This window comes from Streptomyces microflavus, from assembly GCF_014650075.1.
Taxonomy (GTDB): domain Bacteria; phylum Actinomycetota; class Actinomycetes; order Streptomycetales; family Streptomycetaceae; genus Streptomyces; species Streptomyces microflavus.
Genome location: NZ_BMUG01000020.1, coordinates 51,854 through 64,903 on the forward strand (window position 1 = coordinate 51,854; position 13,050 = coordinate 64,903).

Annotated in this window: 10 protein-coding genes; 7 read left to right on the forward strand and 3 right to left on the reverse strand. The window is 71.6% G+C overall.

What is annotated here, in order from left to right; all coding sequences use genetic code 11:
• Positions 1–51: 51 nt before the first annotated feature.
• Both IE264_RS36680 and IE264_RS36685 read left to right on the forward strand, forming a co-directional pair.
• Entirely contained in the window at positions 52–2,118 is a 2,067-nt protein-coding gene (locus IE264_RS36680; protein ID WP_032756615.1) for a TerD family protein, read from the forward strand.
• Positions 2,119–2,359: 241 nt separating this feature from the next.
• On the forward strand, positions 2,360–3,379 hold the full coding sequence (locus tag IE264_RS36685) for a TerC family protein (protein ID WP_015607861.1): 1,020 nt from the start codon (positions 2,360–2,362) through the stop codon (positions 3,377–3,379).
• Between the two features lie 111 nt (positions 3,380–3,490).
• Here IE264_RS36685 and IE264_RS36690 read toward each other — a convergent pair whose 3' ends face one another.
• Together IE264_RS36690 and IE264_RS36695 are read right to left on the reverse strand one after the other, a co-directional pair.
• The gene (locus IE264_RS36690; RefSeq protein WP_015607860.1) at positions 3,491–4,147 is read right to left on the reverse strand and encodes an MBL fold metallo-hydrolase; all 657 of its coding nucleotides are present in this window, start codon (positions 4,145–4,147) and stop codon (positions 3,491–3,493) included.
• 53 nt (positions 4,148–4,200) lie between these two features.
• On the reverse strand, positions 4,201–4,890 hold the full coding sequence (locus IE264_RS36695) for a maleylpyruvate isomerase family mycothiol-dependent enzyme (protein ID WP_032756617.1): 690 nt from the start codon (positions 4,888–4,890) through the stop codon (positions 4,201–4,203).
• Positions 4,891–5,067: 177 nt separating this feature from the next.
• Between IE264_RS36695 and uvrA the strand changes: the two genes are divergently transcribed.
• The gene (gene uvrA, locus IE264_RS36700) at positions 5,068–8,112 is read left to right on the forward strand and encodes an excinuclease ABC subunit UvrA (protein ID WP_032756619.1); all 3,045 of its coding nucleotides are present in this window, start codon (positions 5,068–5,070) and stop codon (positions 8,110–8,112) included.
• A gap of 180 nt (positions 8,113–8,292) precedes the next feature.
• Positions 8,293–8,721, forward strand: a complete 429-nt coding sequence (locus tag IE264_RS36705; RefSeq protein ID WP_031125601.1) for a Rieske (2Fe-2S) protein — start codon at positions 8,293–8,295, stop codon at positions 8,719–8,721.
• A 21-nt stretch (positions 8,722–8,742) separates the two neighbouring features.
• On the opposite strand, the gene IE264_RS36710 is transcribed toward IE264_RS36705, so the two are convergent.
• Complete coding sequence (locus IE264_RS36710; protein ID WP_015607856.1) at positions 8,743–9,669, reverse strand: hypothetical protein; 927 nt, start codon at positions 9,667–9,669, stop codon at positions 8,743–8,745.
• 227 nt (positions 9,670–9,896) lie between these two features.
• On the opposite strand from IE264_RS36710, the gene IE264_RS36715 reads away from it, so the two are divergent.
• From IE264_RS36715 to uvrC, 3 genes are all read left to right on the forward strand, one after another.
• Positions 9,897–10,502, forward strand: a complete 606-nt coding sequence (locus tag IE264_RS36715; RefSeq protein ID WP_015607855.1) for a papain-like cysteine protease family protein — start codon at positions 9,897–9,899, stop codon at positions 10,500–10,502.
• Positions 10,503–10,506: 4 nt separating this feature from the next.
• Entirely contained in the window at positions 10,507–11,394 is an 888-nt protein-coding gene (locus IE264_RS36720) for a hypothetical protein (protein WP_032756620.1), read from the forward strand.
• A 132-nt stretch (positions 11,395–11,526) separates the two neighbouring features.
• Positions 11,527–13,050 (forward strand): excinuclease ABC subunit UvrC (gene uvrC / locus IE264_RS36725; protein ID WP_229887967.1); only part of this gene is annotated, 1,524 nt, incomplete at its 3' end.

Genomic DNA, 13,050 nt, shown 5'->3' on the forward strand with positions numbered 1-13,050 from the left:
CTGCACCGCGCGGGGCCCGGCGCAGCACACATCGTCGAGGGGGACAGCGCAATGACGGCCGAACTGGTCCGGGGGCAGAACCACACCTTGCCCCAGACCCGTCTGGAGATCCGGGTGTCGGCGGGCTCACCCGTCGTGGCCGGAGCCACCCTCGGCGACGAGAACGGCACGGTGCGCGGCGTCGAGTGGATCGCCCACCCCGGCGCCCACCGGCTCCCCGGCCTGGAGGTCTCCCGCCAGGCCGCGGCCGGTCACCGGCTCGCCGTCGACCTGGAGGCCCTGCCCGACGAGGTGCACCGGGTCACCGTGCTGCTCGCCCTGCCGACGGGCGTCGGCGGGCCGACCCGGTTCGGCGCCACCGCCGCGCCGTTCGTCGCCGTCACCGGGCTCGACGGCACCGAGATCGCCACCTTCACGCTGACCGGCCTGGACGCCGAGTCGGCGGTCAGCGCCCTGGAGCTCTACCGCCGCCAGGGCGCCTGGAAGGTCCGGGCCGTCGGACAGGGGTACGCGGCCGGGCTGGCCGAGATGCTCGCCGACCAGGGCCTGGCCGGGGCGGCCGAGCTCGCCGCGTCCATCCAGGAGGCGGTCGCCCGGTCCCTGGCCCGCTCGGTGGCCCCACCGCCGCCCCGCACCCCCGAAGGCGACCGCGTACGGCACGCCTCCGGACCGTCGGACCCGCACCCTGAGACCGCGCCCCAGCCCCAGCCGACAGCACACCCCCCGACGGTGCACCAGCCGACCGCGCCCCAGTCGGCAACGCACCCTCCCACCGCGCCCCAGCCCCAGGTGCCCGCACACCCGTCGGCCGTGCCCCAGCCCGCCGCGCCCGCGCACCCGCCGACCGGCACCGGCCCCGGCACCCCCACGGCCCCCGCCGCCCCCACGGCCGGTGGCCCCATCAACTACGCGCACCCGCGCCGGCAGCACGCCGCCCCGCCGCCGCCCCCGCCAGCCGCACCTCCCGCCGAGCCCGGACAGGCCCCGCAGCCGGTCGCCGGGGACGCGACCGGCTGGTCGATGGACGAGCGGCTCTACAACCAGATCTGGGGCATGTTCGAGGACCTGGCACGGGCCGCCGCGGCCTACCGCAGCGCCGTGGACTTCGCCGAGTCCCGGATGGGCCAGGAGCTCGACCGGTCCCTGTCCGACCCGCGCAACCGGATCGGCGGTACGGGCGACCGCGCCCGCGAGGAGGCCCGCGCCAAGCGCGACGAGCTGATCGCCCGGGCCCGTGAGGTCCTCGACCGCGACCTCGCCCAGCTGGCCGCCGAGGCGGCCGTCGTCGAGCCCGCGCTCCCCGCCGCGTACGCCGGCTGGGACAACCCCGTCTGGCACGCCCACCGCATCCCGATGGAGCTGCCGATGGCCCTGCGCATCGGTGACCTCCATCTGCCCGAGCGCACCGACCTGCGCATCCCGCTGCTCGTCCGGCTGCCGCTGGAGCGGGGGATATGGGTGGACAGCGGGCGTACGGCCTCCGAGGCCGCTGCCCACATGGACACCGACCGGCTCCGCCGCCTCGCGATGGAGACCGCGGTCCTGCACGCCGCCCGGCTGCTCGCGGTCTACCCGCCCGGTGAGTTCTCGGTCCATGTCATCGACCCGGCGGGTTCTGCGGCCGGGTCGCTGGCGCCGCTGGTCGACGCGGGCGTCCTCGCCGGGCCGCCCGCCGCCGGGCCCGGGGGAGTGGCCTCGGTCCTCGCCCATCTCACCCGGCGCGTGGACCTGGTGCAGATGGCGGTGCGGGCCGGTGCGGCCGACGCGCTCCCGCCCGACCTGGACACCGGCGAGCAGCTCCTGGTGGTCAACGACTTCCCGCACGGCTTCGACGACCGGGCCGTCACCCAGCTCCGCTACCTCGCGGACGAGGGTCCCTCGGTCGGCGTGCATCTGCTGATGGTCGCGGACCGGGAGGACGCGAGTGCGTACGGGCCGGTGCTCGACCCGCTGTGGCGTTCGCTGCTGCGGATCACCCCGGTCGCCGACAACCACCTCGCCGACCCCTGGGTCGGTCACGCGTGGACATACGAGCCGCCGGCGACACCACCGGGCAGCCGCGTCCTGGAGCAGGTCCTCGCGGCGGTCACAGCCGCTCGCAGAGCCGCCGGCCACTGACCGTACCAACGGCCCCCACCTGCTGTTTTTACGATCTCTTTACCGTTTTCTTTACCTATCCTTGGTGTACCTGTACTGTTCGGTGCACGGAGGGGAGTACTCCTTACGCGACGTTCCCGTCAGTACGGACCGTGACCGGTCCCGGGGCGTCGGCCCGGCACGCATCCCGTGTGCCAGGGTGGAAGAGACCTCCGGCAGCGACGACGCTGATCAGTAGCCGTAGCGAACTGCCGGAGGCGCAGTGGACGTTTCATGGACCCTTTGGGCTCTGACCATCTTTGGTCTGTCAGCCCTGATCGCCGTCGACTTCTTCATCGGGCGCAAGCCCCATGACGTGTCGACCAAGGAAGCCGGGATCTGGACGGTCGTCTGGATCGCCCTGGCCATCCTCTTCGGACTCGGCCTCATGGTCTTCGGCGAGAGCCAGGCCTCCGGTGAGTTCTTCGCCGGATTCATCACCGAGAAGTCGCTGAGCGTCGACAACCTCTTCGTCTTCGTCCTGATCATGGCGAAGTTCTCGGTGCCCTCGCACCTCCAGCAGCGGGTGCTGCTCATCGGTGTGCTGATCGCCCTGGTGCTCCGGGCGATCTTCATCGCCGCCGGTGCCGCCGTGATCGCGAACTTCTCGTGGGTGTTCTACATCTTCGGCGCGTTCCTGATCTACACCGCCTGGAAGCTCATCCAGGAGGCGCGGGCCGACGAGGAGGACGAGGAGTTCGAGGAGAACCGTCTCCTCAAGAAGATCGAGCAGCGCTTCGGCGTCGCCGACCAGTACCACGGCACGAAGCTCTTCATCCAGAAGAACGGCAAGCGCATCCTGACCCCGCTGATGGTGGTCATGCTCGCCATCGGTATGACCGATGTGCTGTTCGCACTGGACTCGATCCCGGCGATCTTCGGCCTGACCCAGGACCCGTACATCGTCTTCACGGCCAACGCGTTCGCGCTGATGGGCCTGCGCCAGCTGTACTTCCTCATCGGCGGTCTGCTGAAGAAGCTGGTCCACCTCAGCTACGGCCTGTCGGTGATCCTCGGCTTCATCGGCGTGAAGCTGGTGCTGCACGCCCTGCACGAGTCCGGGGTGCACGTGCCCGAGATCTCCATCCCGTTCTCGCTCACCGTCATCTGCGGCGTCCTGGTGATCACCACGATCACCAGCCTGATCGCCAACAAGAAGCAGGAGGCGGCCGAGGCCGAGGCGGCCGCGAAGGCCAAGAGCGTCGACGCGGCCGACGAGGAGACCGAGAGCGTCAGCAGCTGATCCCGGGCCGCCGAGCGCGGCACAGGGACCCACCGGCAGCGGCCGGGGCGGAACGGCACAAGCCGTCCACCCCGGCCGCTGTCCGTTTACGGGAGGCGGGCCGGCCCGGGGCTACCAGCCCCGCGCACGCCACTCGGGCAGCTGCGGGCGCTCGTCGCCGAGCGTCGTGTCGTTGCCGTGGCCCGGGTAGACCCAGGTCTCGTCCGGCAGCCGGTCGAACAGCTTCGTCTCGACATCGTGCAGCAGGCTCGCGAACGCCTCGGGGTCCTTGTGCGTATTGCCGATCCCACCGGGGAAGAGGCAGTCCCCCGTGAAGAGGTGCGGGGCCCCGTGCGGGTCGTCGTAGACCAGGGCGATCGAGCCCGGCGTGTGGCCGGTCAGATGGCGGGCGGTCAGCTCGACCCGGCCCACGGTGATGATGTCGCCGTCCTCCACGAGCACGTCCGTGGGGACCGGGATGCCCTCCGCGTCGTACCGGCCCGCGTACGTACGGGCGCCGGTGGCCGCCACCACCTCGGCCAGCGCCTGCCAGTGGTCGCCGTGCCGGTGGGTGGTGACGACGGACGCGATGGAGTCGTCGCCGATCAGCGTGAGCAGGGTCGCGGGCTCGGCCGCCGCGTCGATCAGGAGCTGCTCGCCGGTGGCCCGGCAGCGCAGCAGATAGGCGTTGTTGTTCATTCCGCCGACGGCGGCCTTCGAGATCATCAGATCCGTCAGTTCGTGCACGCTCGCCGGTCCGCCGACCTTCACCGCTCCGCTGTACGTCATGCGGCTCACCCTAATCCGTCCCCGCCGGGGCGGGGACGGAGTCCGAGCGGCCGCTACAGAGGCGGCAGGGCGGGCAGTCCGCCCCCGGTCACCGTCAGGGCGGAGCCGTCACGGCGGCCGGCGAGCCAGCCCAGCAGACCGGCCGCCGTACCCCGCACCGACACCGGGGCGCCGTCCGACCCGCCGCCCGTGGTCCAGGTGCGGCCGGCCTCGTCGGTCAGGGTGGTGGCGGGGACCTCCGGGTGGCCGGTGAAGCGGTCGGTGAGGAAGACGATCTCCCGCTCCGTGAACCCCTCCGGCAGGTCCTCCAGCTCGTAGCCGACGTCCAGGTCGACGTGGTGGATCTCCAGCTCGATCAACCGGCGGAACGGGACCCGGGACGCGGAGTCCGTCACGCCGTTGCGCAGGGTGACCGTACGGGACCAGTCGGCCGGTTCGGCCGCCACCGCGTCGAAGCGGCCCGCGCTCGCCTCGAAGTCGGCCAGCTGCTCGGCCAGGGGGCGCGGGGCGCCGGTGGCGATGTCGGCGTCCCGGGTTTCGCTGCTCGCGTACATCGGGAGACCCCGGAGAACATTTCCGAGCGCGTCGGCGTTACGTGACAGGTGGGCCAGAACATGGCCCCGACTCCATCCGGGCAGCCGTGACGGCTCGGCGAGGGCGGCGTTGTCCCACTTACCCGCTTCGCTGAGCAGCCGATCGGTCGCTTCGCGTACAGCTCCCAGGTCGTGCGCATGATCAATCATGCGGCCGAGCCTAGCTCCGCCACTCATTCGGGTGAAGGAGTCCGAGCACGACCGTAAATCGAATGTGCGTGCTATACGCTCGGAGGAGACAGACCTTCCCACATCGCTGTGGCGCCCCCCATAACCTGGACCGGGGGCTCAGTTCCCCCGCTTCTCTCTAGAAAGGTGCGGACCGGCGTGGCCGACCGTCTCATCGTCCGTGGCGCGCGCGAGCACAACCTGAAGAACGTCTCGCTCGATCTCCCCCGTGACTCCCTCATCGTCTTCACCGGGCTCTCCGGGTCGGGCAAGTCGTCCCTCGCGTTCGACACGATCTTCGCCGAGGGCCAGCGGCGCTATGTGGAGTCCCTCTCCTCGTACGCCCGGCAGTTCCTCGGCCAGATGGACAAGCCGGACGTCGATTTCATCGAGGGTCTCTCCCCTGCCGTCTCCATCGACCAGAAGTCGACCTCGCGCAACCCGCGCTCGACGGTCGGCACCATCACGGAGGTCTACGACTACCTCCGGCTGCTCTTCGCCCGGATCGGCAAGCCGCACTGTCCCGAGTGCGGCCGCCCCATCGCCCGCCAGTCGCCGCAGGCCATCGTGGACAAGGTCCTCGGCCTGCCCGAGGGCAGCCGCTTCCAGGTGCTCTCGCCGCTGGTGCGCGAGCGCAAGGGCGAGTTCGTCGACCTCTTCGCCGATCTCCAGACCAAGGGATACAGCCGGGCCAGGGTCGACGGCACCACCATCCAGCTCTCCGAGCCGCCCACGCTCAAGAAGCAGGAGAAGCACACCATCGAGGTGGTCATCGACCGCCTCACCGTCAAGGACAGCGCCAAGCGCCGGCTCACCGACTCGGTCGAGACCGCGCTGGGCCTCTCCGGCGGCATGGTCGTGCTCGACTTCGTCGACCTCCCCGAGGACGACCCCGAGCGCGAGCGGATGTATTCGGAGCACCTCTACTGCGCGTACGACGACCTCTCCTTCGAGGAGCTGGAGCCGCGCTCCTTCTCCTTCAACTCGCCCTTCGGCGCCTGCCCCGACTGCACGGGCATCGGTACGCGCATGGAGGTCGACCCGGAGCTGATCGTTCCGGACGAGGAGAAGTCGCTCGACGAGGGGGCGATCCACCCCTGGTCGCACGGCCACACCAAGGAGTACTTCGGCCGGCTGATCGGCGCGCTCTCCGAAGCGCTCGGCTTCCGCACGGACATCCCCTGGGCCGGACTGCCGCAGCGGGCCAAGAAGGCCCTGCTGTACGGCCACAAGATCCAGACCGAGGTCCGCTACCGCAACCGTTACGGGCGCGAGCGCGCCTACACGACCCCCGCCTTCGAAGGCGCCGTCCAGTTCGTCAAGCGGCGCCACACCGAGGCCGAGAGCGACTCCAGCCGGGAGCGCTTCGAGGGCTACATGCGCGAGGTGCCCTGCCCCACCTGTGAGGGCACCCGGCTCAAGCCGATCGTGCTGGCGGTGACGGTGATGGAGAAGTCCATCGCCGAGGTCGCCGCGATGTCGATCAGCGAGTGCGCCGAGTTCCTCGGCCGCCTCAAGCTGAACGCCCGGGACAAGAAGATCGCCGAGCGGGTCCTCAAGGAGGTCAACGAGCGGCTGAAGTTCCTGGTCGACGTCGGCCTGGACTACCTCTCGCTGAACCGCGCGGCCGGCACCCTCTCCGGCGGCGAGGCCCAGCGCATCCGGCTCGCCACCCAGATCGGCTCCGGCCTGGTCGGCGTGCTGTACGTCCTGGACGAGCCGTCCATCGGCCTGCACCAGCGCGACAACCACCGCCTGATCGAGACCCTTGTCCGGCTCCGCGACATGGGCAACACGCTCATCGTCGTCGAGCACGACGAGGACACCATCAAGGTCGCCGACTGGGTCGTCGACATCGGTCCCGGCGCCGGTGAGCACGGCGGCAAGGTCGTCCACTCCGGCTCGCTCAAGGAGCTGCTGGCCAACAAGGAGTCGATCACCGGCCAGTACCTGTCCGGCAAGCGGTCCATCCCGACGCCGGACATCCGCCGCCCGGTCGACCCGGCCCGCAGCCTCACGGTGCACGGTGCACGGGAGAACAACCTCCACGACATCGACGTCTCCTTCCCGCTCGGCGTCCTCACCGCCGTCACCGGCGTCTCCGGGTCCGGGAAGTCGACCCTGGTCAACGACATCCTCTACACCCACCTGGCCCGCGAGCTGAACGGCGCCAAGTCGGTCCCCGGCCGCCACACCCGGGTCGACGGCGACGACCTCGTCGACAAGGTGGTCCACGTCGACCAGTCGCCGATCGGCCGGACGCCCCGGTCCAACCCGGCGACGTACACCGGAGTCTTCGACCACGTCCGCAGGCTCTTCGCCGAGACGATGGAGGCGAAGGTGCGCGGCTATCTGCCGGGCCGCTTCTCCTTCAACGTCAAGGGCGGCCGCTGCGAGAACTGCTCCGGCGACGGCACGATCAAGATCGAGATGAACTTCCTGCCCGATGTGTACGTCCCGTGCGAGGTCTGCCACGGTGCGCGCTACAACCGGGAGACCCTGGAGGTCCACTACAAGGGCAAGTCCATCGCCGAGGTGCTGGACATGCCGATCGAGGAGGGCCTGGAGTTCTTCGAGGCCGTCCCGACGATCGCCCGCCACCTCCGTACGCTCAACGAGGTCGGCCTCGGCTATGTGCGGCTCGGGCAGTCCGCACCGACCCTCTCCGGCGGTGAGGCGCAGCGCGTCAAGCTGGCGAGCGAGCTCCAGAAGCGCTCCACCGGCCGTACGGTCTACGTCCTGGACGAGCCGACCACCGGTCTCCACTTCGAGGACATCAGCAAGCTGATCACGGTCCTCTCCGGCCTGGTCGACAAGGGCAACTCGGTGATCGTCATCGAGCACAACCTGGATGTCATCAAGACCGCCGACTGGGTCATCGACATGGGCCCCGAGGGCGGCAACGGCGGCGGTCTGGTCGTCGCCGAGGGCACCCCGGAGCAGGTCGCCTCGGTCCCCGCCAGCCACACCGGGAAGTTCCTCCAGGGGATCCTGGACGCCGACCGGATCAGCGAGGCGGCAGTGCCGTCGGGACGGGGGACGGCCCGTAAGGCCGCCGCCCGGAAGACGGCCCCGGCGAAGAAGACCGTAGCGGCCAAGAAGGCGACGGCCACGAAGACGGCCGCCACCAAGGCCACGGCGGCCAAGAAGGCGACGGCCACCAAGGCCACCGCGAAGAAGGCGACGCGCGCCCGCAAGGCGTGAGCCGACGACGGTGGCCCCCTCCCGCCCGGGAGGGGGCCACCGTCGCGACCGGCCCGGCCGCAGGCCGTCCGTTCCCCGCCGGTATCGTCGGTTCCGTCACCGGCGGCGAACGGCTTTCACCGCTTCCCCGCCTGCCCGGCGACGCCTGCCCCACCCCGAACAACGATCCGTGGAGTCCGCATGCCCGGCCTGCCCGCCGCCCGCCGTACCGTGCTGAAGGGCGCCGCGCTCGCCGGTGCCGCCGGGCTGGGCGCGGCCGCCTGCTCGACCGAATCCAAGCTCGGTCACGCCAAGCAGCCCACCCCCACCGCCCCCGTCGACCTGGGTGCCGCCTCCGAGGTGCCCGTCGGCGGCGCCAAGCTCTACCGCGAGCAGCGCCTGGTCGTCAGCTGCCCGGCGAAGGGCGAGTACAAGGCGTTCAGCGCCCAGTGCACCCACGGCGGCTGCGTCCTGACCAAGGTCGAGGGCACCGAGGGCCACTGCGCCTGCCACGGCAGCCGCTTCGACACGACCACCGGCAAGGTCGTCCAGGGCCCCGCCACCGTCCCCCTGCCCGCCGTCCCGGTCACCGCCGAGGGCGGAAAGCTCGTCGCCGGCCCGGGCGCCTGACCCCACCACGCGACGCCGGGGTCAGTCCCAGTCCCAGTCGATGCCGACGAGCCCCGGCCGCACCCCCTCCTCCACCACATGGACCGTCCGGTGGCGGCCGGTGAGCGTGAGGTCCCTGCGGGCGCCGCGCGCCGCCCCGGCCGAGGCCTGCTCGAAGCGGCGGCACCGGACCGGCAGCGCGGCCTCGTCGAAGCCGACCTGGAGCACGTACTGCCCGCCGCCGAAGGTGAAGCCGCGCACGTACTCGCCGCTCGCCCCGCCCGTACCGTCCTCGAAGCCGTAGCCGAAGAGGTACGTCTCGCCCGACCGCAGCCGGGTGTCGAAGAGCAGTTCCGCCACCAGCACCCCCGCCTCCCCGTCCCAGCGCACCCGCCCGGTCCGGCAGTTCTCCCCGGCCCGTACGGAGATCCGCGACGGGTCGCACCCCGGATCGCCGCGGTGGATCGCCAGATAGCGGTCGACCCCGTCCCGGTGCGCCCGTACGACATGGAGCGAGGTGCGGCCCGCCAGCTCGCGCCGCGCCCCGATCCGTACCCGTTCCTGGTGGTCCACGGTGTGCAGCCCGCCGTCCACCGGTGACTCCATCGCCGCCAGCAGCCGTTCCACCGCCCCCGAGGACTCCAGCAGCGAGCGGTACGAGCGTGCCGCCGGGCGCTCCCCGTCGCCACCGGAACCGTCGCCCCGCAGTAGCCGCAGCAGCGAGTCGTCCGGCAGCGCGAGCACGTCCTCCAGAGCGCGGACGGCCCGCAGCGACTCGGGGCGGCGGGGCCGGCGTACGCCCTGCTGCCAGTAACTCAGGCTGGTCACCCCGAGCTTGACGCCCCGGTGCGCGAGGTGGTGCTGCACCCGGTGGAGCGGCAGCCCGCGCACCGACAGGGCCGTGCGCAGGGCCAGATGGAAGGGGCCGGTGTGCAGCACCTGGGCCAGTTCTCTCTCGGTGTGCCGCATAGGGGCCTCCGGTGAACGTTCACGTGGGGGAGAGGGGACACCGCCCCCGGGGGATGCGGGGGAGCAGGTGACCGGGCTGCGCCGTTCACAGGGGCGTCGCGCCGTTCACACCGTGATGTCACTCCGCATTGAAGCCTGTTGACCTGCTCCGGACAACGGTCGATGCTCCTCATCAGCGTCCGGACGCGCTCCTCCGATCCCCGCCCCCCCGCCTTGGGAGGAACGCCATGCGCAACCGAAGAATCCGGCCCCGAAGGTTCTCGTTCACAGCCCTTCTGGCCGCCGCCCTCCTCGCCGTCCCCGCGGCCACCGCCACTGCCACGGCAGCGGAGCCCGCGTCCCAGGCCGTCGCCGCCGCCCAGCGCCTCAACATCACCATGCAGGCCCAGCAGAAGACCAACTGGTGCTGGGCGGCCGGCGGCAACACCATCGCCGCCTGGTTCGGCCGCAACTACTCCCAGAACCAGTTCTGCAACGCCTCCTTCAACCGCTCCCAGAACTCCGAGTGCCCCAACTCGCAGGCCACCCTCGGCAACGTCCAGACCGGGCTGTCCTGGACCGGCGTCCGCCCCGGCAGCTACGTCACCGGCTGGCTGCGCTACCCGACCGTCCAGACCGAGATAGCGGCCCAGCGGCCCATCGAGACCCGCATCCAGTGGTCGTCCGGCGGCGGGCACATGCACGTCATCTACGGCTACGACGACGCCAACAGCTGGGTCTACTGGGGCGACCCGTGGCCCTCCAGCGACCGCTACAACTGGGCCTCGCACTCCTGGTACGTGAACAACAACCAGTTCTCCTGGACCCACTCGCTCTACCGGATCGGGGCGTGAGGACATGACCGCGACCAGCCGGCGCCTCGCCGTCGCCACCGCACTCACCGCCACCGCCCTGTTCACCGCCGCGCCCCCGGCCACCGCCGACGAGGGGCCCGCCGCACCGCCGAAACTGACCGCCGCCACCCTCGAAGCCGCCCACGAGGCGGCCTCCGCACCGGCGACCCTGGACACCCTGTCCCGGTTCTTCGCGAGGGAGGGAGCGGTGGCGCGTACGGCGGCCGCACCGCGCATCGAGGCGAAGACCGTCCCGGTGCGCTCGCTCTCCGCGGAGTTCGTCGCCGGGAGGGCGGGGGCCGCACCGAGCACCCTGGACTACCTCGCCGCCACCGCCGTCTCCTCCGACGGCCAGAAGGCCTCCCTGTGGACCGTCCCCGGCTCGGGCAGCAGCGGGAAGTGGCAGGTGGTGAACATCGCCACCGGCGACGACGAGGCCCGCTACACCGCCCGGGGGGCCCGCGCGCTCCCCGGCGGCACGGTGTTCCGCGAACCGCAGATCGACGCCTGGTACGTCCACGACGCCTCCCGGGTGCTCCCGCTGGACGAGGACGCCACGGCGGCCGTGGGTGCGAAGGGCACCAGCCTGAACGCCTACCGGGCGCGGGTGAAGGAGGCGTACGGCGACAAGCTGCCCGGTTCCGGATATGCGAAGTCCGGCAAGGCGGGGGGTTACGGCCCCGGGGCGGCCTCCGCCGCTGAGGGCCCCGCCCCGGCGCCCGCACCCGGCCCCGTACTCGCCGACGCGGCGGGCACGGGCACCCCGGACACCGCCCTGACCACCGTCTCCACGATGGCCGGAGCCGGGGCCCTGCTCGCCCTGGCCCTCGGCGGCGCCACCGCCGTACGCCACCGGTTCCGGACCCGGCGGAACCCCGCGCCGGACGCCTGAGCGGAGCGCTCCGGGGCCCGCACGCCCCGGAGCGACCGTCCGTGGGGCCGCGCTCCGGGGCCCGGCACCCCGGAGCGCACCGGTCACCCTGAGGACGACGCGGTGTCACACCCCGCAAGTAGGGTGTGAGACATGGCAGACCCCTCCAGCTACCGCCCCAGCCCGGGGCAGATCCCCGACTCCCCGGGGGTCTACAAGTTCCGCGACGAGCACCGCCGGGTGATCTACGTCGGGAAGGCCAAGAACCTCCGCCAGCGCGTGGCCAACTACTTCCAGGACCTGGCCAATCTCCACCCGCGTACGCGCACGATGGTCACGACCGCCGCATCCGTCGAGTGGACGGTCGTCTCCACCGAGGTCGAGGCGCTCCAGCTGGAGTACACCTGGATCAAGGAGTTCGACCCCCGGTTCAACGTCAAGTACCGGGACGACAAGAGCTATCCCTACCTCGCCGTCACGCTGAACGAGGAGTTCCCCCGCGTCCAGGTGATGCGCGGCGCCAAGAAGAAGGGCGTGCGCTACTTCGGTCCGTACGGGCACGCCTGGGCGATCCGCGAGACGGTCGACCTGATGCTCCGCGTCTTCCCCGTCCGCACCTGCTCCGCCGGGGTCTTCAAGAACGCCGCCCGCACCGGCCGCCCGTGCCTGCTGGGCTACATCGACAAGTGCTCGGCCCCCTGCGTCGGCCGGGTCACCCCCGAGGAACACCGGGAGCTGGCCGAGGACTTCTGCGACTTCATGGCCGGGCGTACGGGCACCTACATCCGCCGCCTGGAGAAGGACATGATGCAGGCGGCCGAGGAGATGGAGTACGAGCGCGCCGCCCGGCTCCGGGACGACGCCGAGGCGCTCAAGCGGGCCATGGAGAAGAGCGCAGTCGTCCTCGCCGACGCCACCGACGCCGACCTCATCGCCGTCGCCGAGGACGAGCTGGAGGCCGCCCTCCAGATCTTCCACGTGCGCGGCGGCCGGGTCCGCGGCCAGCGCGGCTGGGTCACCGACAAGGTCGAGGCGGTCGACACCTCCGGCCTCGTCGAACACGCCCTCCAGCAGCTGTACGGGGAGGAGCGCGGCGACGCCGTCCCCAAGGAGGTCCTGGTCCCCGCCCTGCCCGAGGACACCGAGGCGGTCTCCCAGTGGCTCGCCGAGCGCCGGGGCTCCCAGGTCAGCCTGCGCATCCCGCAGCGCGGCGACAAGAAGGACCTCATGGCGACGGTCCAGCGCAACGCCCAGCAGGCGCTCGGCCTGCACAAGACCAAGCGGGCCTCCGACCTGACCACCCGCTCCCGGGCCCTGGAGGAGATCGCGGAGGCACTCGGCCTGGACACGGCTCCGCTGCGCATCGAGTGCTACGACATCTCCCACCTCCAGGGGGACGACGTGGTGGCCTCCATGGTGGTCTTCGAGGACGGCCTCGCCCGTAAGAGCGAGTACCGCCGCTTCCAGATCAAGGGCTTCGAGGGCCAGGACGACGTCCGCTCGATGCACGAGGTGATCGGCCGCCGCTTCAAGCGCTACCTCCAGGAGAAGGAGCGCACGGGGGAGTGGGAGGAGCCCCAGGAACCCGCCCCCGGAGCCACCGGCCCCGCCCCCGCCACCCCCGGAGCCACCGGCCCCGCCGCCCCCGGAGCCACCGGTCCCACCCCCGGGGTCACC